We start from the raw sequence: 23,612 nt of genomic DNA on the forward strand, positions 1-23,612 counted from the left end.
ACCACGTATGGTTGGAGGTTTTGTAAAACTTGGTATATTAACGTTTTGAGAACTGAGGTGCACGACGTGCTTTTTTAAGACCGTATTTTTTACGTTCTTTCATACGAGCGTCACGAGTAAGATATCCTTCTGCTTTAAGAGCTGAACGATACTCAGGATCTGCTTGTAATAATGCACGTGCGATACCGTGACGGATTGCACCTGCTTGACCAGTGAATCCACCGCCATCTACATTTACAAGAACATCATAAGTTCCTTGAGTTTCTGTAGCAGCTAATGGTTGGTTCAAGATTAAGAGTTGAGTTTCATATGGAAAATAGTCTTGTGCATCACGACCATTTATTGTTACATTACCTGTACCTGGTACTAAACGTACACGGGCAGTTGACTTTTTACGGCGTCCAGTGCCGTAGTATTGTACTTGTGCCAAATCATTTACCTCCCTTTAATTATCCGCGAAGCTCATAAACTTCTGGTTTTTGCGCTTGATGATTGTGCTCTGCTCCTCTGTAAACGTGCAATTTCTTGCCCATTTTACGTCCTAGAGGTCCTTTTGGAAGCATACCTTTAACCGCGATTTCAAGCATTTGCTCTGGGTATTTAGTACGCATTTCGTTAGCGTTACGCTCTTTTAATCCACCTGGGTGGTTAGAGTGACGATAGTACATTTTATCGTTGATTTTGTTACCAGTTAATTCGATTTTGTCAGCATTAATAATGATGACATTATCACCTGTGTCAGCGTGTGGTGTGTAAGTAGCTTTATGCTTTCCACGAAGGATAGATGCTACTTCACTTGCTAAACGACCAAGACGTTGTCCTTCAGCATCCACAACAAGCCATTTGCGTTCAATATTCGCTTCATTTGCCATGAAAGTTGTGCGCATGATAGTTTTCCCTCCATATATCAATCATTCATTTAAATTCGTTGTCAATATTTATATTCTAACATAATTAGATTCCGGGGCTAATCATGGTTTAGAAATAAAATGCCATATACCATAATATAACGACTAGCCGTAAAAGTCAAGCTGCCGGTGAAATAATTTGTTACTTTTCACTGCCATTTTCTTCATAGGAGACCCTCCATAAATACAAGCCTTGTGGAGCCAATGTTTTCCCTATTTGTTGACGATTTTTACTCGCTAATAAGTCGATAATATCTTTTGGATTTCGTTTTCCTTTTCCTACATCTAATAGGACACTCATCATAATGCGTACCATATTATATAAAAAACCGCTTCCTCGAAAAACAAATTCAATATTAGATCCTGTTTGGTGACAGGAAACATGATATAACGTACGAATCTTTGTCCCTTTCACCGATGATTTGGCTGAAGAAAAACTCGTAAAATCATGTGTCCCTTCTAGATATTTACAAGCTTCTTGCATTCGTTCAAAATCCAGTTTTCTAGGTTCGTGGTATACATACTCTCTCCGGAACACATCGGGATCTTCTTCATTAGAGACAAAATAGTGATATTCTTTTTCTTTCACACTATACCGAGCATGGAATTCTTCTGTTTTCTTTTCTACCTTTCGAATTCGCACATCATCCGGTAGTAATGTATTTAATGCTTGCTTCCAATTTCGTTCAGGGATTTCCAGTGGGCTGTCGAAGTGAATTACTTGTCCAACAGCATGAACACCCGTGTCCGTTCTACCGGACGCTTGAATTCGTATTGATTTACCTTTATGCATGTTGTACAACGCTTTTTCTACAACACCTTGTACCGTTCTATGGTCTGGCTGAACTTGAAATCCAGCAAAATCAGATCCATCATACGATACCGTGCATTTTAATCTTTCCACTTCCTTCAACCTCTTTCTTTCCCAGACTACATTCTTATTATGAATAAAGTAATTACGATAACTGCAAATCCAACCATAATACCGATATCCCTTGGTCCAATTTTTAGTTCACGTAATTTACTGCGCCCTTCTCCTCCTTGATATCCACGCGCTTCCATAGCCATTGCCAGATCTTCTGCACGTTTAAATGCACTTACAAATAGCGGAACCAGTAATGGAATGACCGCCATCACACGATCTTTAATCGGACCTGTACGAAAATCAACACCGCGTGATGCTTGTGCGCGAGAGATTTTATCTGTCTCTTGCATTAATGTCGGAATAAAACGCAATGAAATAGACATCATTAATGCTAGTTCATGTACGGGGAACTTTACCTTTTTTAAAGGATGAAGCATATCCTCTACAGCATCTGTAATCTCTATAGGTGTTGTCGTTAGCGTTAATAGTGACGTTACTAATATCAATAGAAAGAAACGCAATGAAATCGCAAAACCTTGAATAAGCCCGCCTGAATAGATTTCTATAAACCAAAAGTCTAAAAGTAATGTACCTTCCTTTGTCACGAATAAGTGTAGAATAAATGTAAAAACAATTAAAAACCAAACTGGTATTAATCCTTTTGCGACAAATCGTATTGGCACTCGTGAAGAAAACATACATAAAAGTGCAAACGCAGTTAATAAACTATAGCTCGGAACATTATTGGCGAAAAAAACGATAAAAACGAAAAAGAATACGATCGTTATTTTCGTACGTGGATCTAAACGATGTACGATGGAGTTTCCTGGAACGTATTGACCGATAATTAAAGCATTATTCATGTCGGCCACCTTCCAATCTCCGCTTCATCTCTGCAGCTATATCTACAATAGATTCGTTTTGATATACAAGATTATCATTAAAACGATGATTATATTTATCTATAAAGTCAATAACTTCTGGGGTGTCCAATTGAACTTGTTGAAGATTTTCCCTTTGTCTCAGCACTTCAAGAGGTTTTCCCTCCATAAATTTCTTCCCTTTATTCAGGATTATTACTTTATCCGCATACTTGAGCGCATCTTCCATATTGTGTGTAACGAATATTGTTGTTAAATTTTGCTTCTGATGTATGTCATTGAACATGTTCATCATTTCTTTCTGTCCACGTGGATCTAAACCTGCAGTTGGTTCGTCCAATACTAATACTTTTGGTTTCATCGCCAGTACTCCTGCAATGGCAACACGACGCTTCTGCCCACCACTTAAATCAAATGGGGACCGTTCTAGCACCGAATCAGGTAAGCCCACCGAAGGCAATATTGAAGCAATACGTTTCTTGATTTCTTGTTCGTTTACACCAAAGTTTTGTGGACCAAACGCAATATCCTTATATACCGTCTCTTCAAACAGTTGATGCTCGGGATATTGAAAAACGACTCCTACTTTACTGCGTAGATTTCGGATATCTTTTGGTTTTCCTTCTTGGTTAAGAACAAAATCTCCGACCCGCACTTCGCCACGAGACGGAATGGTTAAACCATTCAAATGTTGTATCAGTGTAGATTTACCTGAACCTGTATGTCCAATAATAGCTACAAAGGAGCCAGATTCGATGGTAAAGTTTAAATCCTCTATAGCTCGATGTTCAAAAGGTGTATTTTCTTGATATATATAGCTTACATTCTTGAATGATATGTCCATAGTTCCTCCAACAGTTCCTCATGACTTAACGGTGAATTTTCAATTGCGACTCCGTTGCTACGGAATGCATCGCTTAAATGCGCCACAAAAGGAACATCCAATCCGATTTCCCGAAGCGCTTCTTTTCTTTTGAATAGTTGGCTTGGAGTTGTCTCATCCCATCGTTCTCCATTATTCATAACAATTACACGATCAGCTCGAGTTATTTCTTGTAAATCATGTGTAATTGTAATCAACGACAATCCTTGTGAATCTTGAATCGAGTTTACGGTCTGCATAATTTCTTTTCTGCCTATTGGATCTAGCATTGCGGTCGCTTCATCTAATATTAGTATCTTGGGTGAAATAGCTAATACACTTGCAATAGCTACACGCTGTTTTTGTCCACCCGATAAACGATGAGGCTCCGTTAGCAGATAATCTTGCATACGAACAGCTTGTAAGGTTTCATCGATTCTCTTTTTCATGATTTCTCTTGGAATTCCCCGATTCTCCATCCCAAAAGCAACATCGTCTTGAACAGTTGCACCAACAAACTGGTTATCAGGATTTTGAAACACCATACCAACTTCTTTTCGAATGTCCCATATCGAATTTTCATCTACTTTAGTACCGTCTATATAAATTTCCCCTTCTTGTGGGAATAGCAATCCATTTAAAAGCTTCGCGATCGTCGATTTCCCAGAACCATTATGGCCAATAATAGCTAGCCATTCATCTTCATAAATTTCAAAAGAGCAATTCTTTAATACCCATGGTCCTTCTTCGTCATAACGAAACGACACATTTCTAAACTCTACTATTTTATGACTCATCTATAAGCCTCCTCTAATACCTCAGCAACCGTATGATGCCTTTACTCAACTAGCACTACTATGCGTCCGGTAATTATTATAACATCGGGGGATTAATCTGTGGAATGACACATTTGGGGTTAGTAATGAAAAGCTTAGCGTAGTTCAAACAGCCATCAAAATTCATTTGTTCCTATTGATTAAGCTTCGATTTATTATATAACTCTACTTGTAAAAGTCCAGTCGATATAATGGGTAATAGAAAAAATAAAGATTCTATGTAGAAACAGCTTAGTTCTTCCTTCGAAATGGTTGTTAGAGCTTATTTAAAAAATACTAATTGTAAATCACATAATTATATCTACAAAAAAAGGGCTTGGATTAACCTCTGAGAGAGATTGAGTCCTGCCCCTTGCCGCATGTAGAGTAGATTAAACCAATTCGATGATTGCCATTTTAGCGCCATCGCCTTGGCGTTCATTAAGTTTAAGAACGCGTGTGTATCCACCTTGTCTATCTTCATAGCGTGCAGCAACATCATCAAATAACTTTTGAATAACGTTGTTGTCTTCATCAGCTTCTTTGTTGTATAAGAATGCTGCAGCTTGACGACGAGCATGTAAATCGCCACGTTTTCCTAGCGTAATCATTTTTTCTACAACCGATTTTAACTCTTTCGCTTTTGCTTCTGTTGTTTCAATCCGTTCATGAATAATCAAATCAGATGCAAGGTTGCGAAGAAGAGCCATACGACTGTCTGTTTTACGTCCTAACTTTCTAGCCACGGACTATCCCTCCCTTTTTCGAAACTCTAAAGGTGACTGGTTGGATCAGTCATCATCTCGTAGACCTAATCCTAGGTCTTCTAATTTTACTTTTACTTCTTCTAAAGATTTACGTCCTAAATTACGAACTTTCATCATATCTTCTTCTGACTTATTCGCAAGTTCTTGAACCGTGTTGATTCCAGCACGTTTCAAGCAGTTGTAAGATCTAACAGATAGATCAAGTTCTTCGATGGTCATTTCCATAACCTTCTCTTTTTGATCCTCTTCTTTTTCCACCATGATTTCGGCATTTTGTGCTTCATCTGTTAAACCTACAAAAATATTAAGATGTTCTGTGATGATTTTGGCACCTAAAGAAACAGCTTCTTCAGGACGAATGCTTCCATCCGTAGATACATCCAATGTTAATTTATCATAGTTTGCCACTTGACCTACACGAGTGTTTTCCACTTGATAAGTCACGCGCGAAACAGGTGTGAAGATGGAGTCGATCGGAATGACACCGATTGGTTGATCATCACTTTTGTTCTCTTCTGCTGGACGATAACCACGGCCTCGCTCTGCAATAAGCTTCATATGAAGATTGCCTTTGCTGTTAAGCGTTGCAATATGCAAATCCGGGTTCATTACTTCCACATCACTGTCATATGTTAAGTCTGCAGCAGTTACAGCACCTTCACCTTGAACATCAATTTCTAATGTCTTTGGTTCTTCAGAGTAAATTTTTAGAGCTAGTTTCTTAAGATTGAGGATAATTGTTGTAACATCTTCTACAACACCTTCAACTGTTGAAAACTCATGTAAAGCTCCATCAATTTGTACTGTGGTTACAGCAGCACCTGGCAGTGAGGATAATAAGATACGACGCAAGGAGTTTCCAAGTGTGGCACCATATCCACGTTCAAGCGGTTCAACCACGAATTTTCCAAATGTAGCATTCTCGCTAATTTCAACCGTTTCAATCTTTGGCTTTTCGATTTCGATCATTCCATAAACCCTCCTTTAAAACGTCGAAACCCCGGCTAGACATATGGTCTAACCGAAATTCCTCAAATAAGGCAGTTGGCGTTTCTGCGCTACCTGTATTTCTTTCGTACGATCTGTCTCGGATGTCGTTAATTTAATCCATATAACTTATAAACCGTTAAGCTCTATCATCCATTATAGACAGGGTGACAAATTCTATACGGTATAATTAAACACGACGACGTTTTGGTGGGCGGCAACCATTATGAGGTACTGGAGTTACATCAACAATAGCTGTAACTTCTAGACCAGCAGCCTGTAAAGAACGGATTGCAGCTTCACGTCCTGCACCAGGGCCTTTAACAGTTACTTCTAAAGTTTTCATTCCGTTTTCGATAGCAGACTTAGCTGCTGTTTCAGCTGCCATTTGAGCTGCGAACGGAGTTGATTTTTTTGAACCTTTAAAACCTAATGCACCAGATGAACTCCATCCAATAGCATTACCGCGAGTATCCGTAATTGTAACAATTGTATTGTTAAAAGTAGAACGGATATGAGCAATACCAGATTCTATATTCTTTTTCACACGACGTTTACGTGTATTCGTTTTACGTGCCATTCGTTAGCTTACCTCCTTACATTACTTTTTCTTGTTAGCCATTGTCTTACGTGGGCCTTTACGAGTACGAGAGTTGTTCTTTGTTTTTTGACCACGAACTGGTAATCCGCGACGGTGACGAATTCCGCGATAAGAACCGATTTCGATCAAACGTTTGATGTTTAGTGACACTTCACGGCGTAAATCACCTTCAGTGTTGTATTGACCAACTGCTTGACGGATTCTACCTAATTCATCTTCGGTTAAGTCACGTACACGAGTGTCCTCAGAAACGCCTGCTTCTTTAAGGATTTGTTGTGCAGTAGTTTTTCCTACTCCATAGATATAAGTTAAAGAAATTACTACACGTTTATCACGTGGAATATCAATACCTGCAATACGTGCCATAGCTTAGTAGCACCTCCTGTTTATTAGCCTTGTTTTTGCTTGTGTTTCGGATTTTCACAAATCACCATTACTTTACCTTTGCGTTTGATGACTTTGCATTTCTCGCAAATTGGTTTTACTGATGCTCTTACCTTCATCATCATTACCTCCTTTTATATCGGAGCTCGTTTATTTATAACGGTACGTAATTCGTCCTCTGGTTAAATCATACGGAGAAAGTTCAACCGTTACTTTATCGCCTGGTAAAATGCGAATAAAGTGCATACGGATTTTACCAGATACATGCGCCAAAACTGTATGGCCATTCTCAAGCTCTACTTTAAACATCGCATTTGGCAATGTATCTGTTACTGTACCTTCTACTTCAATAACATCATCTTTCGCCATCGTGTGATCTCCCTTCTTCAAATCAGTCACAACCTTATCTACATTAGGACAAACCGTAACTTCCTATTTGTGACACGACCAGTTTCTAGAAGGCTGTATGGTTTCACGGGGAAACACAGCAAGTTACTCTGTGCTGCTCCATCTTCTTTATATGGTCGATCGACTTCACGCTATCCCCGTCGGCCAGCAGCAGGACAAACCGGTCGTTCACAATCATAAAATGAATTGTGTACTGACCTCAAGCCAGTTCCTGCTTCATACGCACAAACTGACCCTACTCGGAATCGATTTGTCATCGTATATCAGCGCTAACCATCACTTAGGCAATCGTTAGTATTTATATCAAGGTTGAATAACCAATCATTTCTGTTACTACTTCCTAAGCAATACACATTACTTATTTCATTATAACTTTTCAGTACTAGAAATGCATCTAAACTGAATAGTAGATAATAAGTGAATTATTTTTTCTCTAAAATGGATTCAATATCTTGGAAAACAACATTGATATCTCGATCTCCGTTTACTTTCACAAGATAACCTTTATCTTGATAAAAATCAAGTAATGGTTGTGTTTGCTCTATATTAACAGCTAAACGGTTTTTAACTGTTTCTGGTTGGTCATCATCTCGCTGAATTAACTGGGAGCCATCTTTATCACAGATGCCTTCCTCTTTAGGAGGGTTATACACCACATGATAAGCTGTTCCGCAAGTCGGACAAATTCTCCGTCCAGTTAAACGCTCTACCAATTTTTCTTCTGGTACATCCACATGGATGACATAATCTATTGACTTACCTAGGTCAGACAGTAGATTTTGTAATTCTTCTGCTTGTCGAGTTGTGCGAGGGAATCCATCTAAAAGGAAACCATTTGCACAATCGTCCATCGCTAGGCGTTCCTTAACAATCCCAACAGTAACTTCATCTGGAACAAGATCACCTTGATCCATAAATTCCTTTGCTTTTTTACCGAGTTCAGTGCCCTCTTTAATAGCTAATCGGAACATATCTCCTGTTGAAATATGAGGGATGTTATATTTTTCATTAATTTTTGCAGCCTGTGTGCCTTTACCAGCACCAGGTAAGCCCATCAAAATCAAATTCAATTGCTTCCCCTCGCTTTTGTTGGCTTCTTCAGTTACTTAATGAATCCTTTGTAGTGACGCTTCACGAGCTGTCCTTCTAATTGTTTCATTGTTTGTAATGCAACACCTACAACGATTAGTAAGCTTGTGCCGCCAATTTGTACTGCAGAAGGTAGATTCGCAAGACTACCTAAGATCATCGGGAATACAGAGACAACCGCTAAGAACAGTGCGCCAACAAAAGTTAATCTGTTAATCACGCGAGTCAAGTATTCTTCCGTATTATGACCCGGACGAATTCCTGGAATATATCCACCTTGTTTTTGTAGATTCTCAGACATTTGCTCTGGATTAACCTGAACAAATGTATAGAAATATGTGAAAGCAATTATCATCGCTACATAGATGACCATTCCCACGGGGGAAGTATAATCAAATGTTCTAGTGATGAAATCTGCTACTTGATTCCCTTCAAAGAAACCAGCAATTGTCGTCGGTGCCATCATAAATGCAATTGCAAAGATTACTGGAATAACCCCTGCAGCATTCACCTTAATTGGTAGGTGAGTAGATTGGCCACCTACTGGCGAACGATTCACTAGCTTTTTAGCATATTGAACCGGAATCTTACGCAATGCTTGGTTTACAAAAATAACTCCAACTGTTACAGCAACTGCTACTAGAGCAATCAGGGCAACAATAACGATGTTAATAAACAAATCATTTCCAGGATTAGAGAAATACTGGGAGTATAACTGTCCTACACCGTTAGGAACTGCGGCTACGATACCAGCGAAGATAATGATAGAAATACCATTACCTACTCCATGTGCTGTAATTTGTTCACCCATCCACATAAGGAATGCCGTACCACCTGTAAGAACGATCGCAATCGTTAAGAATTTCATAACATTAGGGTCTGCAATTAACATGCCGCCTGCCATCGCATTGAAACCGACTGACATCGCAATTGCTTGAACGAAAGCAAGAACAATTGTCCCGTAACGAGTTACTTGAGCAATTTTCTTACGTCCCATTTCCCCTTGTTTCTTCCATTCTGCAAACTTAGGTACTACATCCATTTGCAGTAGCTGCATGATGATGGATGCTGTAATATAAGGCATTATCCCCATCGCAAAGATAGAAAAGTTCTGCAAGGCTCCACCACCAAATGTGTTTAAGAAGCCAAATACATTTTGCTCGTTCATAAAGTCGATTGCTGCTTTATCCGTAAATGGTACAGGAATAAACGTACCGAGCCGGAATACAATCAACATTAATAATGTGAAAATGATTTTATTTCTAATATCAGCTACGCGCATAAAATTGGAGAGTGTACGAAACAAATTAAATCACCTCAGATTGACCGCCCGCTGTCTCAATCGCTTCTTTTGCGGAAGCGGAGAACTTATGAGCTTTTACTGTTAGTTTCTTTTCTAAAGTACCTTTACCAAGTATCTTAATTCCAGCATTTAGTTTGCTAACGACACCTGTCTCTAGTAATAGCTCTGGTGTGATTTCAGTGCCTTCCTCAAAACGATTTAACGTATCAAGGTTAACAATTGCGTACTCTTTACGATTCACATTGGTGAATCCGCGCTTAGGTAGACGTTGGAATAAAGGCATTTGACCACCTTCAAATCCTGGACGTACACCGCCGCCTGAACGTGCTTTTTGTCCTTTGTGTCCACGGCCGGAAGTTTTTCCGTTACCAGAAGACATGCCTCGACCAACACGATTTCTCTCTTTACGAGTTCCTTCTGCTGCCTTCAATTCATGAAGTTTCATGCGAGCACCTCCTCTTTACACTAATGATTAATTAAACTTCTTTAACTGTCAATAAGTGGGACACTCTGTTTACCATACCACGAACGGCTGGAGTATCTTCACGTACAACGGATTGACGAATTTTCTTTAACCCTAAAGCTTCGACTGTTTTCTTTTGAACATCAGTGCCACCGATGACACTGCGAGTGAGGGTTATTTCCAATTTTTTAGCCATAGTGTTTCCCTCCTTATCCTAACAGTTCTTCAACAGACTTTCCACGTAATTTAGCTACGTCCTCAGCTGTCTTCAAGTTTGTTAATCCGTTTAAAGTAGCACGGATCATATTGATTGGTGTGTTAGATCCTAATGATTTTGTTAGGATGTCACCTACACCAGCTAATTCTAAGATTGCACGAACTGGTCCACCAGAGATAACTCCAGTACCCTCTGCAGCTGGTTTCATTAATACGTTACCAGAACCAAACTGTCCGTGAATTTCATGTGGAATTGTAGTACCAACGATTGGTACAGTAATTAAGTTTTTCTTCGCATCATCTACAGCTTTTTTAATAGCTTCTGGAACTTCTTGTGCTTTACCAGTACCAAAACCTACATGACCGTTTTTGTCACCAACAACAACAAGTGCTGCAAAGCGGAAACGACGTCCACCTTTAACAACCTTTGCGACACGGTTTACCGTAACAACGCGTTCTTCAAGATCTAATTTGTTCGGATCAATGTTAGTGTTCATACAATGGTTACCTCCTTTATCTTTTAAAATTCAAGACCTTCCTCGCGGGCAGCCTCTGCCAATGCTTTGATGCGGCCATGATATAAATATCCTCCACGATCAAAAACAACTGATTTGTAACCTTTATCGATAGCACGTTTCGCAATCGCTGCGCCAACTTGCTTAGCAGATTCAACGTTTCCTCCGTCGATCCCTAGCTCTTTATCAGCAGTAGAAGCACTTGCAACAGTAACACCTGCGATATCATCGATCAATTGAGCGTAAATGTTCTTATTAGAACGGTATACGTTTAAACGAGGACGTTCCGCTGTTCCTGAAAGTGTTCTACGTACACGATTATGACGTTTTTTACGAATGACATTTTTGTCAGGTTTTGTAATCATCTGGGTCACTCCTTTCTCGCCTAACTAAGCTTACTTAGCAGTTTTACCTTCTTTACGACGTACATATTCATCCGCATAGCGAATACCTTTACCTTTATAAGGCTCTGGTGGACGGATTGCACGAATATTCGCTGCAATTGCACCTACTAATTCTTTGTCGATACCTTTAACAGTAATCTGTGTGTTTTTAGGAACTTCGATTTCAATACCGTCGATTGCTTCAAGTTCTACAGGGTGAGAATAACCAGCGTTAATTACAGTTTTGTTACCTTGCTTTTGCGCGCGGTAACCAACACCGTTAATTTCCAATGATTTTTCAAAACCTTTACTTACACCAATTACCATATTGTTGATCAAGCTACGAGTTGTACCGTGTAAAGCACGGTGCTCTTTATGATCACTTGGGCGTTCAACTGTTAGTACATTATCTTCAATATTGATTTTCATATCAGGATGTAGATCTCTACTTAATTCGCCTTTAGGGCCTTTAACAGTGATTGTGTTGTTATCAAACTTAAGCTCTACACCTTCAGGAATCTCTACAGGTTTCAATCCTACACGAGACATACCTAGCACCTCCTCATTTAAAAATTAGTGATTACCAAACGTACGCTAGTACTTCGCCACCAACAGCTTGAGAGCGTGCTTCTTTGTCAGAAAGCAGACCGTTAGATGTTGATACGATTGCAATACCTAAACCGTTAAGTACACGTGGAACTTCATCAGCTTTGGCATAAACACGTAAACCTGGTTTACTAATACGTTTGATACCTGAAATTACTTTTTCTTCATTTGCGCTATATTTTAAGAAGATACGCAATACACCTTGTTTGTTGTCTTCGATTAACTCGTAATCTTTAACAAACCCTTCACGCTTAAGGATATCAGCGATATCTTTTTTAATATTTGAAGCAGGAAGCTCTAGCTTCTCATGTTTTACCATGTTTGCATTACGAATACGAGTAAGCATATCTGCAATTGGATCTGTCATAACCATTACTAATTACCTCCTTCCCGAATCGGGGTTTACCAACTTGCTTTTTTGACACCAGGAATTTGACCTTTATAGGCAAGTTCACGGAAACAAATACGGCAAAGTTTAAATTTACGAATTACTGAATGTGGACGTCCGCAGCGTTCGCAACGAGTGTACTCTTGCACTTTGAATTTTTGCGGGCGTTTTTGTTTCGCAATCATTGATTTTTTAGCCACAATTTTCCCTCCTTGTATTAGCTTTTAGCTTATTTTTGGAAAGGCATGCCTAGCTGAGCTAAAAGTTCACGAGCTTCTTCGTCAGTGTTGGAAGTTGTTACTACAACGATATCCATACCACGAATTTTGCTTACCTTATCATAATTAATTTCTGGGAAAATCAATTGTTCTTTCACACCTAGAGTGTAGTTTCCACGACCGTCGAAAGCTTTCTTAGAGATACCACGGAAGTCACGAACACGTGGAAGAGAAACTGCAACCAGTTTTTGCAAGAACTCATACATACGCTCACCACGAAGAGTTACTTTTGCACCGATTGGCATTCCTTCACGTAGACGGAATCCAGCGATAGACTTCTTCGCACGAGTGATCAATGGTTTTTGACCAGAAATTAGAGAAAGTTCTTCTACAGCACTATCTAATGCTTTAGAGTTTTGAACTGCATCACCAACACCCATGTTAATAATGATTTTTTCGATTTTTGGTACTTCCATTACGGAATTGTAATTAAATTTATCCATTAAAGATGACACGATTTCATCTTGATATTTCTGTTTCAATTCGTTCATAGTGTAGCCCTCCTTTCACAGACAACTTATTTATCTAATGCTTCACCGGATTTTTTAGCGATGCGGATTTTCTTACCATCTTTCACTTCGTATCCAACACGAGTTGGTTCACCGGATTTCGGATCAATTGGTAATACATTAGAGACATGAATTGGAGCTTCGATATTAAGAATTCCACCTTGTGGATTCTCTTGAGAAGGCTTCGCGTGTTTTTGAACCATGTTGATGCCTTCTACTAATACGCGCTCATTCTTCGGAAATGCTTCTAATACAGTACCTTCCTTACCACGGTCTTTCCCGGATAGTACTTTAACTTTATCACCTTTTTTTACATGCATGCTTTACGCACCTCCTTGACAAGGTAATTCTTTCTTATAAAACTTCTGGAGCTAGAGATACGATTTTCATGAATTGAGCTTCACGTAATTCACGTGCAACCGGTCCGAAGATACGAGTTCCTCTTGGACTTTTATCATCACGAATAATTACGGCAGCATTTTCATCAAAACGAATGTATGAACCATCTTTACGACGTGCACCAGATTTAGAACGAACGATAACTGCTTTAACAACTTCACCTTTTTTGACAACGCCGCCTGGTGTTGCTTGTTTCACCGTGCAAACAATTACATCACCAATGTTAGCAGTTTTACGACCAGATCCACCTAATACTTTGATGGTTAATACTTCACGAGCACCAGAGTTATCTGCAACTTTTAAACGAGTTTCTTGTTGAATCATAACGCTGTGACCTCCCTTCGGAATCCTTCCGAGCGAACTTTAATTATATAATTACCGCTTCTTCCGTAACTTCTACTAAACGGAAACGTTTTGTAGCTGATAACGGACGAGTTTCCATGATACGAACTACATCACCATTTTTAGCAACGTTGTTTTCATCATGTGCTTTGAATTTTTTAGAATACTTAACACGTTTTCCATATAACTTATGGAATTTATACGTCTCAACTAAAACAGTTATTGTTTTATCCATTTTGTCAGAAACGACACGGCCAGTATAAACTTTACGATCATTACGTTCAGTCATTGAGGCTAACCTCCTCTCTGTAGAATCAGTTATTTACGCTTAATTCGCGTTGGCGAATAACAGTTTTCATACGAGCAATTGATTTACGAACTTCACGGATACGTGCAGTGTTTTCCAATTGGCCAGTAGCTAGTTGGAAACGTAAATTAAATAACTCTTCTTTTAAAGATTTTACTTTTTGTTCAATTTCGGCAGTGGTTAGATCTCTTATTTCATTAGCCTTCATTGCTTTCACCACCAATTTCTTCACGTTTTACGAATTTTGTTTTTACAGGTAGTTTGTGGGAAGCAAGACGTAATGCTTCACGAGCAACCTCTTCCGATACACCTGCGATTTCAAACATAATCTTTCCTGGTTTTACAACTGCTACCCATCCTTCAGGAGCACCTTTACCAGAACCCATTCGAACTTCTAAAGGCTTAGCTGTGTATGGTTTGTCTGGGAAAATTTTAATCCAAACTTTACCACCACGTTTCATGTAACGAGTCATTGCGATACGAGCAGCCTCGATTTGGCGACTTGTAATCCAAGATGCTTCAGTAGCTTGTAAGCCATACTCACCAAAAGCAACGGTAGTTCCACCTTTTGCTTGGCCTCTCATTTTACCACGATGTTGTCTACGATATTTAACACGTTTAGGCATTAACATAGTAATGAGCCCCCTCCTTTACTTATTAGTTTTAGTTGGAAGGACTTCTCCACGATAGATCCATACTTTAACGCCTAGTTTACCGTACGTAGTATCAGCTTCTGCTGTACCATAGTCAATATCTGCACGTAAAGTATGAAGTGGCACTGTACCTTCACTGTAGTGTTCCGCACGAGCGATATCTGCACCGCCAAGACGTCCGGATACTTGTGTTTTAATTCCTTTTGCTCCTCCACGCATTGCACGTTGGATAGCTTGTTTTTGAGCACGACGGAAAGAAATACGATTTTCTAATTGACGAGCAATGCTATCAGCAACCAATGTTGCATCTAAATCAACTTTCTTGATTTCTACAATATTGATGTGAACTCGTTTGCCAGTCAAGTTGTTTAATGATTTACGTAAAGCTTCTACTTCAGAACCGCCTTTACCAATTACCATTCCTGGTTTACCAGTATGGATCGTAATGTTTACACGGTTTGCAGCACGCTCGATTTCAATAGAAGAAACAGCAGCTGTGCTTAGACGATTTTCAAGATATTCTCTGATTTTAATATCTTCATGTAGCAAGTCTGCATAGTCTTTGCCAGCATACCATTTAGACTCCCAGTCTTTAATGATACCTACGCGAAGACCCGTTGGATTTATTTTTTGACCCACTGACTATCCCTCCTTCTTTTCAGTTACCACAACTGTAATGTGGCTTGTGCGCTTGTTAATTCTGCTTGCGCGTCCTTGAGCACGTGGACGGAAACGTTTCAATGTAGCACCCTCATTTACGAATGCTTCTGAAATGATAAGACTGTCTGCGTCCATTTCATAGTTGTGTTCTGCATTTGCGATTGCAGATTTTAATACTTTTTCTACGACTGGAGAAGCTCCACGCTGTGTATGATTTAAAATAGCGATTGCTTCGCCAACCTCTTTTCCTCGAATTAGATCTACAACTAAACGAACCTTACGAGGAGCAATACGAACTGATTTCGCAACGGCTTTAGCTTGCATGCCTAGTACCTCCTCTCATTAGCGTTTTGTTTTCTTATCGTCACCAGCGTGTCCTCTATACGTACGAGTTGGTGCGAATTCACCTAATTTATGACCGACCATATCTTCTGTAATATAAACCGGCACATGTTTGCGTCCATCATAAACTGCAATAGTATGACCTACAAATGTTGGGAAAATTGTAGAGCGACGAGACCATGTTTTAATAACTTGTTTCTTGTCGTCTGTGTTAAGCACTTCAATTTTCTTCATTAAATGGTCATCTGCGAAAGGTCCTTTTTTCAAGCTACGACCCATGGATAAGCCTCCTTCCCGGGTTTCGAGACGGGTGTTACTTCCCGTCCGTTACTTTAGTTTATTTTTTACGTTTACGAACGATATACTTATCAGATGGTTTATTACGCTGACGCGTTTTGTAACCAAGTGTTGGTTTGCCCCATGGTGACATTGGTGATTTACGTCCGATTGGAGCGCGTCCTTCACCACCACCGTGTGGGTGATCGTTAGGGTTCATAACAGAACCACGTACTGTTGGACGAACACCTTTCCAACGAGAGCGTCCAGCTTTACCTACACGTACTAGTTCATGTTCGATGTTACCAACTTGACCAAGTGTTGCGCGGCAAGTAGATAATACTAAACGAACTTCGCCTGAAGAAAGTCTTACTAAAGTATACTTTTCTTCACGTCCTAGGATTTGAGCTTCTGCACCAGCAGAACGCGCTAATTGTCCACCACGACCTGGTTTTAACTCGATGTTGTGGATAACACTACCTACTGGGATATTTGCAAGTGGTAATGCGTTACCTAACTTAATATCTGCTTTTTCGCCAGATTCAATTTCTTGCCCTACTTTTAGTCCTTTAGGAGCAATGATGTAACGCTTTTCACCGTCAGCATAATGAATCAAAGCGATGTTCGCTGAACGGTTTGGATCATATTCGATTGTAGCAACGCGTCCTGGTATACCATCTTTATCACGTTTGAAATCGATGATACGATATTGACGTTTATGACCGCCGCCTTGATGACGAACCGTTAATTTCCCTTGGTTGTTACGACCGCCGCGTTTTTTAATTGGGCTTAGTAGGGATTTCTCTGGAGTATCTGTAGTAATCTCTGCGAAATCTGACACAGACATATTACGTCTACCATTAGAGGTTGGTTTGAATTTTTTAATCGCCATCGTTGTCCCTCCTTCTCACTGAATATATTTTTTAAGCTTCAAAGAAATCTAGTTCTTTGCTGTCTTCTGTTAGTTGAACAACAGCTTTTTTGCGATTCGGGCGATATCCACCGTAACGGCCCATTCGCTTAAATTTACCTTTTTGATTCATTGTGTTTACTTTTTCAACTTTAACACCAAAGATTGTTTCTACAGCATCTTTGATTTCAGTTTTATTTGCTTTTGGGGATACTTCAAACGTATATTTTTTTTCTGCCATTAAATCAGCGGAATGTTCCGTGATGACAGGGCGTTTAATTACATCGCGTAGATCTTTCATTATGCGAGCACCTCCCCTGCTTTTTCAGCTGCATCTTTTGTGATGATCAGCTTGTCATGCGTAAGCAAGTCAAGAATATTTAATTCTTCAACAGTTAATACTGTAACATTTTGTAGGTTGTTAGCAGAACGAACTACAGTTTCATCTTTCTCAGAAAGAACGATAAGTGCTTTCGCGTCTACTTGAAGACCTTTTAAGATATTTATGATCTCTTTTGTTTTTGGAGCATCAATAGCGATGTTCTCTAAAACAAATAAACTTTCTTCATTTACTTTAGAAGATAATGCAGATCTTAATGCTAAACGACGTACTTTCTTTGGCAATTTGTAGCTGTAGCTACGTGGAGTTGGTCCAAACACAGTTCCACCGCCTACCCATTGTGGTGAGCGAGTTGAACCTTGACGTGCACGACCAGTTCCTTTTTGACGCCATGGTTTACGTCCGCCACCGCGTACATCAGAGCGGTTTTTAACAGCATGAGTACCTTGACGTAATGATGCACGTTGCATAACTACTGCTTCGTGTAGTACATGAGTATTTGGCTCAATTCCAAAAACAGAATCGTTTAACTCGATGTCTCCAACATTGCTTCCGTCTTGTTTTAAAAGTGCTACTTTAGGCATGACATATCCTCCCTTCGTTTGTGTGATTAGTTACCTTTCACTGCACTTGTGATTTTAACGTAAGATTTTTTCGCGCCAGGCACGTTACCTTTAATTAATAGTAGATTCTTGTCAGTATCTACACTTACAACTTCAAGGTTTTGGATCGTTACTTGTTCAGACCCCATATGACCTGGTAGCTTTTTACCTTTGAATACACGCATTGGATCAATTACACCCATTGCACCTGGAGCTCTATGAAAATGAGAACCGTGTGTAGTAGGCCCACGTTGTTGACCATGACGTTTGATTACACCTTGGAAACCTTTCCCTTTAGATGTACCTGTTACGTCAATTTTTTCTCCAGACTCAAAGATGTCAACCTTGATCTCTTGCCCAACTTCAAAGCTATCAACCTCTGCGCCACGGATTTCACGAACGTAGCGCTTAGGGGCAGTGCCTGCTTTCTCAGCATGACCTTTTTCCGCTTTATTAGTACGTGATTCCTTTTTATCAGCAAAACCGATTTGCAACGCTTCGTAACCATCATTTTCTAATGTTTTCTTTTGCAATATAACATTTGGCTCAGCTTCAATTACTGTTACTGGAATTAACTCTCCATTATCAGAGAATAACTGAGTCATGCCGATTTTACGACCTAAGATTCCTTTCGTCATCCGTTACACCTCCTATATTTAGAACGAATTATAATTTAATTTCAATATCTACACCTGATGGTAAGTCTAAACGCATTAGCGCATCAACTGTTTTCGGTGTAGGCTCGAGAATATCGATTAAACGTTTATGTGTGCGCATCTCGAATTGCTCACGAGAGTCTTTGTACTTATGCACTGCACGCAAAACTGTATAAACAGATTTCTCAGTTGGTAATGGAATCGGACCAGACACTTTCGCTCCAGAACGTTTCGCAGTATCCACGATTTTTTCAGCAGATTGATCTAAAATACGATGATCATATGCTTTTAAACGGATTCTGATTTTCTCTTTTGCCATTATTTTCCCTCCTTTATCGCCCATATTCATATAGACATTCTCCGCGGAAATTTCTCGACACCCTCGCCATGGCAAAGGGGCCGGGTGTGCCAACAACCTTCCGCATCAACGCACCAAGTGACCAACATTAATAGTATACTAAAAACTATTGGTCAATGCAAGCTTATTATATGAACACCTATAAGTTTGCACAGTTTTTTATTATACATAGTTTCATAAGTAAATGCAAGGGGGTTTGAAACTTTTTATTGGAGAAAGTAAATCCTTTAATTTCCTATGAAGAAAGAATAAATTAAGGCTTGAATGTTCGTCATCCTATTTAAATTTAAATGAAAAGAATTTAGCGCGTACTGGAATAACTTATTATCCATCTATATATGTCATTTTCAAAGTTCTTTAATTTATCTGTTTAGCATTTTCTATATTTTATTTACTCCATCGAATCAATTTCATAGTAAGATATTTCAGATGAAAACTTAAGGCACCTTGTTGGGTTTCCTTGCCCAATCTCCGTTCCAATTCTACAATACCGACATTTCTATATCACTATTATTAGTACTTAATTTGATATTGTTAATTATGATGTTAGCTAAAACTAACCCCCAATTAGTCTTATAATACATAATAAAAAAACAGACAACGGAATTCCATTGTCTGTTTTTACTTATATTACTTATTTTTGGATAGAAGAAACAACGCCAGAACCTACTGTACGTCCACCTTCACGGATTGAGAAACGAGTTCCGTCTTCAATCGCGATTGGAGAAATAAGTTCAACAGTCATTTCAATGTTATCTCCAGGCATTACCATTTCAGTTCCTTCTGGTAGTTCGATTACACCAGTTACATCCGTAGTACGGAAGTAGAACTGAGGGCGGTAGTTAGAGAAGAATGGAGTATGACGTCCACCTTCATCTTTAGATAATACATAAACTTCAGCTTTGAAGTTAGTATGTGGAGTGATTGAACCTGGTTTAGCTAATACTTGACCACGGTTGATGTCTTCACGAGCAACCCCACGAAGAAGTGCACCAATGTTGTCACCAGCTTCAGCATAGTCAAGAAGCTTACGGAACATTTCTACTCCAGTAACAGTTGTTTTAGAAGAATCTTCAGCAAGACCGATGATTTCTACTTCATCACCAACACTTACTTGTCCGCGCTCAACACGTCCAGTTGCAACAGTACCACGTCCAGTAATAGAGAATACATCCTCAACTGGCATCATGAATGGTTTATCAGTGTCACGGTCTGGAGTTGGAACGTATTCGTCAACTGCAGCCATTAATTCAACGATTCTTTCTTCGTATTCAGCATCGCCTTCAAGAGCTTTAAGTGCAGAACCTTTAATAACTGGTAGATCATCACCAGGGAAGTCATATTCAGTTAATAGATCGCGAACTTCCATTTCTACTAATTCAAGAAGCTCTTCATCGTCTACCATGTCTGTTTTGTTAAGGAATACTACGATTGTAGGAACCCCAACGTTACGAGAAAGTAGGATGTGCTCACGAGTTTGTGGCATTGGGCCATCAGCAGCAGATACTACAAGGATAGCTCCGTCCATTTGTGCAGCACCAGTGATCATGTTTTTAACATAGTCAGCGTGACCTGGGCAGTCCACGTGTGCATAGTGACGAGTTTCAGTTTCATATTCTACGTGAGAAGTTGCGATTGTAATTCCGCGTTCTTTCTCTTCTGGAGCACCATCGATTTGGTCATAAGCCATAGCATCTCCGCTACCGTTTCTTTTAGCCATTACAGTAGTGATAGCTGCAGTTAAAGTAGTTTTACCATGGTCAACGTGTCCAATAGTACCAATGTTAACGTGACTTTTCGAGCGATCGAATTTTTCTTTAGACATTTATGTTTCCTCCTTTAATTAAATACCAATTTGTATTAGTGCCAAGAAATACAGATTTGTATTTCTCAGCCTTTACTAAATGTTATACGTTAGATTTACGAAAAAATCAATTATTCACCAGCATTTTTCTTGATAATTTCTTCAGTAATGCTTTTCGGTGTTTCTTCGTAGTGATCAAAGTGCATTGTGTATACACCGCGACCTTGTGTGTTCGAACGTAGTGCAGTTGCATAACCAAACATTTCTGCAAGTGGTACGAACGCTTTAACAACTTGTGCTGTACCGCGTGCTTCCATACCTTCTACGCGTCCACGACGGGATGTTACGTCACCCATAATGTCTCCCATGTATTCTTCTGGTACAACAACTTCAACTCTCATCATTGGCTCAAGAAGAACTGGTTTACATTTGTTTTTAGCAGCTTTTAGCGCCATAGATGCAGCAACTTTAAACGCCATTTCGTTCGAGTCAACATCATGGTAGCTACCATCATAAAGTGTTGCTTTGATATCGATTAACGGATATCCAGCAAGAACTCCGTTTTCCATTGATTCTTCGATACCTTGTTGAACTGCTGGAATGTATTCACGAGGAACTACACCACCAACAATTTTGTTTTCAAATTCAAATCCGGCACCTTCTTCGTTTGGTTCAAATTTAACCCAAACGTGACCGAATTGTCCGCGTCCACCAGACTGACGTACGAATTTACCTTCAACTTCAGCAGATCCACGGAATGTCTCACGATAAGAAACTTGAGGCGCACCTACTTGAGCTCCTACTTTGAACTCACGTTTCAAACGATCAACAATGATATCAAGGTGAAGTTCACCCATACCAGAGATAATAGTTTGACCAGTTTCCGGGTTTGTTTCAGTACGGAAAGTTGGATCCTCTTCAGCTAATTTAGATAATGCAATTGCCATCTTATCTTGGTCAGCTTTTGTTTCCGGCTCAATCGCAACAGAAATAACTGGTTCTGGGAAGTCCATAGACTCTAAGATAACAAGGTTCTTTTCATCACAAAGCGTATCCCCTGTAGAAGTATCTTTCAAACCAACTGCTGCAGCAATTTCACCTGAATATGCTCTTGAGATTTCTTCTCGAGAGTTAGCGTGCATTTGTAGAATACGTCCTACACGCTCACGCTTATCTTTTACTGAGTTTTTCACGTATGAACCAGAATCTAATGTTCCAGAGTACACACGGAAGAATGTAAGTTTACCAACATAAGGATCTGTCATTACTTTAAAAGCTAATGCAGAGAAAGGCTCATCATCAGAAGATGGACGAGTTACTTTTTCCTCTGTACCAGGAATGATACCTTCGATTGGAGGCACATCTGTTGGCGCAGGTAGGTAATCAAGTACTGCGTCTAGCATTAACTGAACACCTTTGTTCTTAAATGCTGAACCACAAAGTACTGGATAAAAATCAACATTAAGTGTTGCTTGACGAATAGCAGATTTCAACTCATCGTTGGAGATTTCTTCTCCTTCAAGATATTTCATCATAAGCTCTTCATCAGTTTCTGCAACAGCTTCGATTAAGCTTGCACGTAACTCTTCTGCTTCATCTTTTAATTCAGCAGGAATTTCACGTGTTTCGGAACGTTGACCTAAATCATCTAAATAGAAGTATGCATCCATTGTGATTAAGTCAATAATTCCGTTAAAATCATCTTCAGCACCAATTGGCATCTGAATTGGATGTGCATTAGCACCTAGGCGTTCTTTTAATGTACCCGTAGAATACAAGAAATCAGCACCTGTTTTATCCATTTTATTGATAAATACGATACGTGGTACACCATAAGTTGTTGCTTGGCGCCATACCGTTTCAGTTTGTGGCTCAACTCCAGATTGTGCATCTAGTACAGTCACCGCACCATCAAGTACACGTAAGGAACGTTCAACCTCTACAGTGAAGTCTACGTGTCCCGGAGTATCAATGATGTTGATACGGTGATCTCTCCAAGCGGCTGTTGTTGCAGCAGACGTGATTGTAATACCACGTTCTTGCTCTTGCTCCATCCAGTCCATTTGAGAAGCACCTTCGTGAGTTTCACCAATTTTGTGAATGCGTCCTGTATAGAAAAGAATACGCTCAGTAGTGGTTGTTTTACCCGCATCAATGTGGGCCATAATACCAATATTACGCGTCTTTTCCAAGGAGAACTCTCTAGCCATGTATTCTTCTCCTTCCTAAATTGAAAGCTTTTGTTAGATTAATATTACCAACGGTAGTGAGCGAATGCTTTGTTCGCTTCTGCCATTTTATGCATATCTTCACGTCTCTTAACAGCAGCTCCTGTGTTATTAGAAGCATCAAGAATTTCATTAGCAAGACGTTCTTCCATTGTTTTCTCTCCACGTAAACGTGAATAGTTAACAATATAGCGTAGTCCTAATGCTTGACGACGTTCTGGACGAACTTCTACTGGTACTTGATAGTTAGATCCACCCACACGGCGTGCGCGAACTTCAAGTACAGGCATTACGTTTTTCATAGCTTGCTCAAAAACTTCCATAGCGTTTTGTCCACTTCTTTCAGCGACTAATTCAAACGCATTATAAAGAATTTTTTGTGCTTTCCCACGCTTTCCATCAACCATAATTTGATTAATTAAGCGAGTTACTAACTTAGATTTATAAAGCGGATCTGGCAATACATCACGTTTTGGTACTGGTCCTTTACGAGGCATCGTTACATCC

General features: G+C 39.5%; 38 protein-coding genes. All 38 read right to left on the reverse strand.

Translation table 11 applies throughout. From position 1 onward, the window contains the following. Positions 1-37: 37 nt before the first annotated feature. The 38 genes from rpsI to rpsG all read right to left on the reverse strand — a co-directional run bounded on the left by rpsI (position 38) and on the right by rpsG (position 23,602). Positions 38-430 carry a 30S ribosomal protein S9 gene (rpsI, locus tag AQ616_RS18080; protein ID WP_017795145.1) on the reverse strand — a complete coding sequence of 131 codons (393 nt, stop codon included), beginning with the start codon at positions 428-430 and terminating at the stop codon, positions 38-40. Positions 431-449: 19 nt separating this feature from the next. Beyond that, a complete protein-coding gene (rplM, locus tag AQ616_RS18085) occupies positions 450-887 on the reverse strand; it encodes a 50S ribosomal protein L13 (RefSeq protein WP_017795144.1) in 438 nt (145 codons plus the stop codon). 163 nt (positions 888-1,050) lie between these two features. Next, on the reverse strand, positions 1,051-1,812 hold the full coding sequence (gene truA, locus AQ616_RS18090; protein WP_069686518.1) for a tRNA pseudouridine(38-40) synthase TruA: 762 nt from the start codon (positions 1,810-1,812) through the stop codon (positions 1,051-1,053). Between the two features lie 26 nt (positions 1,813-1,838). Then, positions 1,839-2,636 carry an energy-coupling factor transporter transmembrane component T family protein gene (locus AQ616_RS18095; RefSeq protein WP_017795142.1) on the reverse strand — a complete coding sequence of 266 codons (798 nt, stop codon included), beginning with the start codon at positions 2,634-2,636 and terminating at the stop codon, positions 1,839-1,841. Next, on the reverse strand, positions 2,629-3,498 hold the full coding sequence (locus AQ616_RS18100; RefSeq protein WP_017795141.1) for an energy-coupling factor ABC transporter ATP-binding protein: 870 nt from the start codon (positions 3,496-3,498) through the stop codon (positions 2,629-2,631). The genes AQ616_RS18095 and AQ616_RS18100 overlap by 8 nt, the downstream gene beginning before the upstream one ends. Next, positions 3,474-4,313, reverse strand: coding sequence for an energy-coupling factor ABC transporter ATP-binding protein (locus tag AQ616_RS18105; RefSeq protein WP_069686519.1), 840 nt, complete (start codon positions 4,311-4,313; stop codon positions 3,474-3,476). Before AQ616_RS18105 ends, AQ616_RS18100 begins: the two co-directional genes overlap by 25 nt. Before the next feature lie 410 nt (positions 4,314-4,723). Continuing rightward, complete coding sequence (rplQ, locus tag AQ616_RS18110; protein ID WP_017795139.1) at positions 4,724-5,077, reverse strand: 50S ribosomal protein L17; 354 nt, start codon at positions 5,075-5,077, stop codon at positions 4,724-4,726. A 45-nt stretch (positions 5,078-5,122) separates the two neighbouring features. After that, entirely contained in the window at positions 5,123-6,067 is a 945-nt protein-coding gene (locus AQ616_RS18115; RefSeq protein ID WP_017795138.1) for a DNA-directed RNA polymerase subunit alpha, read from the reverse strand. 208 nt (positions 6,068-6,275) lie between these two features. Continuing rightward, a complete protein-coding gene (rpsK, locus tag AQ616_RS18120) occupies positions 6,276-6,665 on the reverse strand; it encodes a 30S ribosomal protein S11 (protein WP_017795137.1) in 390 nt (129 codons plus the stop codon). Positions 6,666-6,686: 21 nt separating this feature from the next. Continuing rightward, positions 6,687-7,052, reverse strand: coding sequence for a 30S ribosomal protein S13 (gene rpsM / locus AQ616_RS18125; protein WP_017795136.1), 366 nt, complete (start codon positions 7,050-7,052; stop codon positions 6,687-6,689). Positions 7,053-7,075: 23 nt separating this feature from the next. Further along, complete coding sequence (rpmJ, locus tag AQ616_RS18130) at positions 7,076-7,189, reverse strand: 50S ribosomal protein L36 (protein ID WP_010095733.1); 114 nt, start codon at positions 7,187-7,189, stop codon at positions 7,076-7,078. A 31-nt stretch (positions 7,190-7,220) separates the two neighbouring features. Then, positions 7,221-7,439: a translation initiation factor IF-1 gene (gene infA / locus AQ616_RS18135; protein WP_010652072.1), complete on the reverse strand. Its 219-nt coding sequence runs from the start codon at positions 7,437-7,439 to the stop codon at positions 7,221-7,223. A gap of 461 nt (positions 7,440-7,900) precedes the next feature. After that, complete coding sequence (locus AQ616_RS18140; RefSeq protein WP_011064543.1) at positions 7,901-8,548, reverse strand: adenylate kinase; 648 nt, start codon at positions 8,546-8,548, stop codon at positions 7,901-7,903. A gap of 32 nt (positions 8,549-8,580) precedes the next feature. Then, positions 8,581-9,873 (reverse strand): preprotein translocase subunit SecY, encoded by a 1,293-nt coding sequence (secY, locus tag AQ616_RS18145; protein ID WP_069686520.1) that lies wholly within the window; start codon positions 9,871-9,873, stop codon positions 8,581-8,583. A 1-nt stretch (position 9,874) separates the two neighbouring features. Continuing rightward, positions 9,875-10,315 carry a 50S ribosomal protein L15 gene (rplO, locus tag AQ616_RS18150; RefSeq protein ID WP_011064541.1) on the reverse strand — a complete coding sequence of 147 codons (441 nt, stop codon included), beginning with the start codon at positions 10,313-10,315 and terminating at the stop codon, positions 9,875-9,877. 31 nt (positions 10,316-10,346) lie between these two features. After that, positions 10,347-10,529 carry a 50S ribosomal protein L30 gene (rpmD, locus tag AQ616_RS18155; RefSeq protein ID WP_017795133.1) on the reverse strand — a complete coding sequence of 61 codons (183 nt, stop codon included), beginning with the start codon at positions 10,527-10,529 and terminating at the stop codon, positions 10,347-10,349. 13 nt (positions 10,530-10,542) lie between these two features. Continuing rightward, the gene (gene rpsE, locus AQ616_RS18160) at positions 10,543-11,046 is read right to left on the reverse strand and encodes a 30S ribosomal protein S5 (RefSeq protein WP_017795132.1); all 504 of its coding nucleotides are present in this window, start codon (positions 11,044-11,046) and stop codon (positions 10,543-10,545) included. Positions 11,047-11,069: 23 nt separating this feature from the next. Continuing rightward, positions 11,070-11,429, reverse strand: coding sequence for a 50S ribosomal protein L18 (rplR, locus tag AQ616_RS18165; RefSeq protein ID WP_017795131.1), 360 nt, complete (start codon positions 11,427-11,429; stop codon positions 11,070-11,072). Between the two features lie 30 nt (positions 11,430-11,459). Beyond that, the gene (gene rplF / locus AQ616_RS18170; protein WP_017795130.1) at positions 11,460-11,996 is read right to left on the reverse strand and encodes a 50S ribosomal protein L6; all 537 of its coding nucleotides are present in this window, start codon (positions 11,994-11,996) and stop codon (positions 11,460-11,462) included. Positions 11,997-12,027: 31 nt separating this feature from the next. After that, positions 12,028-12,426, reverse strand: a complete 399-nt coding sequence (gene rpsH, locus AQ616_RS18175) for a 30S ribosomal protein S8 (protein ID WP_017795129.1) — start codon at positions 12,424-12,426, stop codon at positions 12,028-12,030. A gap of 29 nt (positions 12,427-12,455) precedes the next feature. Further along, positions 12,456-12,641 carry a 30S ribosomal protein S14 gene (rpsN, locus tag AQ616_RS18180; RefSeq protein WP_011064535.1) on the reverse strand — a complete coding sequence of 62 codons (186 nt, stop codon included), beginning with the start codon at positions 12,639-12,641 and terminating at the stop codon, positions 12,456-12,458. A 29-nt stretch (positions 12,642-12,670) separates the two neighbouring features. Next, positions 12,671-13,210, reverse strand: coding sequence for a 50S ribosomal protein L5 (gene rplE / locus AQ616_RS18185; protein ID WP_017795128.1), 540 nt, complete (start codon positions 13,208-13,210; stop codon positions 12,671-12,673). Between the two features lie 26 nt (positions 13,211-13,236). Continuing rightward, a complete protein-coding gene (rplX, locus tag AQ616_RS18190; protein ID WP_017795127.1) occupies positions 13,237-13,548 on the reverse strand; it encodes a 50S ribosomal protein L24 in 312 nt (103 codons plus the stop codon). Positions 13,549-13,582: 34 nt separating this feature from the next. Next, positions 13,583-13,951 (reverse strand): 50S ribosomal protein L14, encoded by a 369-nt coding sequence (rplN, locus tag AQ616_RS18195; protein ID WP_017795126.1) that lies wholly within the window; start codon positions 13,949-13,951, stop codon positions 13,583-13,585. 43 nt (positions 13,952-13,994) lie between these two features. Continuing rightward, positions 13,995-14,258 (reverse strand): 30S ribosomal protein S17, encoded by a 264-nt coding sequence (gene rpsQ, locus AQ616_RS18200; protein WP_069686521.1) that lies wholly within the window; start codon positions 14,256-14,258, stop codon positions 13,995-13,997. 25 nt (positions 14,259-14,283) lie between these two features. Then, on the reverse strand, positions 14,284-14,484 hold the full coding sequence (gene rpmC / locus AQ616_RS18205) for a 50S ribosomal protein L29 (protein ID WP_011064530.1): 201 nt from the start codon (positions 14,482-14,484) through the stop codon (positions 14,284-14,286). Further along, complete coding sequence (gene rplP / locus AQ616_RS18210) at positions 14,474-14,908, reverse strand: 50S ribosomal protein L16 (RefSeq protein WP_011064529.1); 435 nt, start codon at positions 14,906-14,908, stop codon at positions 14,474-14,476. The genes rpmC and rplP overlap by 11 nt, the downstream gene beginning before the upstream one ends. An 18-nt stretch (positions 14,909-14,926) precedes the next feature. After that, on the reverse strand, positions 14,927-15,568 hold the full coding sequence (gene rpsC, locus AQ616_RS18215; protein ID WP_017795125.1) for a 30S ribosomal protein S3: 642 nt from the start codon (positions 15,566-15,568) through the stop codon (positions 14,927-14,929). Between the two features lie 3 nt (positions 15,569-15,571). Continuing rightward, positions 15,572-15,913, reverse strand: a complete 342-nt coding sequence (gene rplV, locus AQ616_RS18220; RefSeq protein ID WP_017795124.1) for a 50S ribosomal protein L22 — start codon at positions 15,911-15,913, stop codon at positions 15,572-15,574. Positions 15,914-15,931: 18 nt separating this feature from the next. Next, complete coding sequence (rpsS, locus tag AQ616_RS18225) at positions 15,932-16,210, reverse strand: 30S ribosomal protein S19 (protein ID WP_017795123.1); 279 nt, start codon at positions 16,208-16,210, stop codon at positions 15,932-15,934. 58 nt (positions 16,211-16,268) lie between these two features. After that, entirely contained in the window at positions 16,269-17,099 is an 831-nt protein-coding gene (rplB, locus tag AQ616_RS18230) for a 50S ribosomal protein L2 (protein ID WP_017795122.1), read from the reverse strand. Between the two features lie 31 nt (positions 17,100-17,130). Then, positions 17,131-17,418 (reverse strand): 50S ribosomal protein L23, encoded by a 288-nt coding sequence (gene rplW, locus AQ616_RS18235; RefSeq protein WP_017795121.1) that lies wholly within the window; start codon positions 17,416-17,418, stop codon positions 17,131-17,133. Next, positions 17,418-18,041, reverse strand: coding sequence for a 50S ribosomal protein L4 (gene rplD, locus AQ616_RS18240; protein ID WP_017795120.1), 624 nt, complete (start codon positions 18,039-18,041; stop codon positions 17,418-17,420). The genes rplW and rplD overlap by 1 nt, the downstream gene beginning before the upstream one ends. Positions 18,042-18,067: 26 nt before the next feature. Next, positions 18,068-18,697, reverse strand: a complete 630-nt coding sequence (gene rplC, locus AQ616_RS18245) for a 50S ribosomal protein L3 (RefSeq protein WP_017795119.1) — start codon at positions 18,695-18,697, stop codon at positions 18,068-18,070. 28 nt (positions 18,698-18,725) lie between these two features. Next, on the reverse strand, positions 18,726-19,034 hold the full coding sequence (gene rpsJ, locus AQ616_RS18250; RefSeq protein WP_011064521.1) for a 30S ribosomal protein S10: 309 nt from the start codon (positions 19,032-19,034) through the stop codon (positions 18,726-18,728). 673 nt (positions 19,035-19,707) lie between these two features. After that, the gene (gene tuf, locus AQ616_RS18255; RefSeq protein ID WP_017795118.1) at positions 19,708-20,898 is read right to left on the reverse strand and encodes an elongation factor Tu; all 1,191 of its coding nucleotides are present in this window, start codon (positions 20,896-20,898) and stop codon (positions 19,708-19,710) included. A 110-nt stretch (positions 20,899-21,008) separates the two neighbouring features. Next, positions 21,009-23,087, reverse strand: coding sequence for an elongation factor G (gene fusA / locus AQ616_RS18260; RefSeq protein WP_017795117.1), 2,079 nt, complete (start codon positions 23,085-23,087; stop codon positions 21,009-21,011). Between the two features lie 44 nt (positions 23,088-23,131). Then, positions 23,132-23,602, reverse strand: coding sequence for a 30S ribosomal protein S7 (gene rpsG, locus AQ616_RS18265; protein WP_011064518.1), 471 nt, complete (start codon positions 23,600-23,602; stop codon positions 23,132-23,134). Between the last annotated feature and the right edge of the window lie 10 nt (positions 23,603-23,612).

Source organism: Oceanobacillus sp. E9 (assembly GCF_001741975.1).
Classification (GTDB): domain Bacteria; phylum Bacillota; class Bacilli; order Bacillales; family Amphibacillaceae; genus Oceanobacillus; species Oceanobacillus kimchii.

Excerpts from the sequence above, each read along its gene's own strand:
- rplM (WP_017795144.1), bottom strand. The coding sequence starts at position 887 with ATGCGCACAACTTTCATGGCAAATGAAGCGAATATTGAACGCAAATGG.
- AQ616_RS18095 (WP_017795142.1), bottom strand. The coding sequence starts at position 2,636 with ATGAATAATGCTTTAATTATCGGTCAATACGTTCCAGGAAACTCCATC.
- AQ616_RS18100 (WP_017795141.1), bottom strand. The coding sequence starts at position 3,498 with ATGGACATATCATTCAAGAATGTAAGCTATATATATCAAGAAAATACA.
- AQ616_RS18105 (WP_069686519.1), bottom strand. The coding sequence starts at position 4,313 with ATGAGTCATAAAATAGTAGAGTTTAGAAATGTGTCGTTTCGTTATGAC.
- AQ616_RS18115 (WP_017795138.1), bottom strand. The coding sequence starts at position 6,067 with ATGATCGAAATCGAAAAGCCAAAGATTGAAACGGTTGAAATTAGCGAG.
- rpsK (WP_017795137.1), bottom strand. The coding sequence starts at position 6,665 with ATGGCACGTAAAACGAATACACGTAAACGTCGTGTGAAAAAGAATATA.
- rpsM (WP_017795136.1), bottom strand. The coding sequence starts at position 7,052 with ATGGCACGTATTGCAGGTATTGATATTCCACGTGATAAACGTGTAGTA.
- rpmJ (WP_010095733.1), bottom strand. The coding sequence starts at position 7,189 with ATGAAGGTAAGAGCATCAGTAAAACCAATTTGCGAGAAATGCAAAGTC.
- infA (WP_010652072.1), bottom strand. The coding sequence starts at position 7,439 with ATGGCGAAAGATGATGTTATTGAAGTAGAAGGTACAGTAACAGATACA.
- rplO (WP_011064541.1), bottom strand. The coding sequence starts at position 10,315 with ATGAAACTTCATGAATTGAAGGCAGCAGAAGGAACTCGTAAAGAGAGA.
- rpmD (WP_017795133.1), bottom strand. The coding sequence starts at position 10,529 with ATGGCTAAAAAATTGGAAATAACCCTCACTCGCAGTGTCATCGGTGGC.
- rpsE (WP_017795132.1), bottom strand. The coding sequence starts at position 11,046 with ATGAACACTAACATTGATCCGAACAAATTAGATCTTGAAGAACGCGTT.
- rplR (WP_017795131.1), bottom strand. The coding sequence starts at position 11,429 with ATGATTACAAAACCTGACAAAAATGTCATTCGTAAAAAACGTCATAAT.
- rplF (WP_017795130.1), bottom strand. The coding sequence starts at position 11,996 with ATGTCTCGTGTAGGATTGAAACCTGTAGAGATTCCTGAAGGTGTAGAG.
- rpsH (WP_017795129.1), bottom strand. The coding sequence starts at position 12,426 with ATGGTTATGACAGATCCAATTGCAGATATGCTTACTCGTATTCGTAAT.
- rplE (WP_017795128.1), bottom strand. The coding sequence starts at position 13,210 with ATGAACGAATTGAAACAGAAATATCAAGATGAAATCGTGTCATCTTTA.
- rplX (WP_017795127.1), bottom strand. The coding sequence starts at position 13,548 with ATGCATGTAAAAAAAGGTGATAAAGTTAAAGTACTATCCGGGAAAGAC.
- rplN (WP_017795126.1), bottom strand. The coding sequence starts at position 13,951 with ATGATTCAACAAGAAACTCGTTTAAAAGTTGCAGATAACTCTGGTGCT.
- rpsQ (WP_069686521.1), bottom strand. The coding sequence starts at position 14,258 with ATGACTGAACGTAATGATCGTAAAGTTTATACTGGCCGTGTCGTTTCT.
- rpmC (WP_011064530.1), bottom strand. The coding sequence starts at position 14,484 with ATGAAGGCTAATGAAATAAGAGATCTAACCACTGCCGAAATTGAACAA.
- rplP (WP_011064529.1), bottom strand. The coding sequence starts at position 14,908 with ATGTTAATGCCTAAACGTGTTAAATATCGTAGACAACATCGTGGTAAA.
- rplV (WP_017795124.1), bottom strand. The coding sequence starts at position 15,913 with ATGCAAGCTAAAGCCGTTGCGAAATCAGTTCGTATTGCTCCTCGTAAG.
- rpsS (WP_017795123.1), bottom strand. The coding sequence starts at position 16,210 with ATGGGTCGTAGCTTGAAAAAAGGACCTTTCGCAGATGACCATTTAATG.
- rplB (WP_017795122.1), bottom strand. The coding sequence starts at position 17,099 with ATGGCGATTAAAAAATTCAAACCAACCTCTAATGGTAGACGTAATATG.
- rplW (WP_017795121.1), bottom strand. The coding sequence starts at position 17,418 with ATGAAAGATCTACGCGATGTAATTAAACGCCCTGTCATCACGGAACAT.
- rplD (WP_017795120.1), bottom strand. The coding sequence starts at position 18,041 with ATGCCTAAAGTAGCACTTTTAAAACAAGACGGAAGCAATGTTGGAGAC.
- rplC (WP_017795119.1), bottom strand. The coding sequence starts at position 18,697 with ATGACGAAAGGAATCTTAGGTCGTAAAATCGGCATGACTCAGTTATTC.
- rpsJ (WP_011064521.1), bottom strand. The coding sequence starts at position 19,034 with ATGGCAAAAGAGAAAATCAGAATCCGTTTAAAAGCATATGATCATCGT.
- tuf (WP_017795118.1), bottom strand. The coding sequence starts at position 20,898 with ATGTCTAAAGAAAAATTCGATCGCTCGAAAAGTCACGTTAACATTGGT.
- fusA (WP_017795117.1), bottom strand. The coding sequence starts at position 23,087 with ATGGCTAGAGAGTTCTCCTTGGAAAAGACGCGTAATATTGGTATTATG.
- rpsG (WP_011064518.1), bottom strand. The coding sequence starts at position 23,602 with ATGCCTCGTAAAGGACCAGTACCAAAACGTGATGTATTGCCAGATCCG.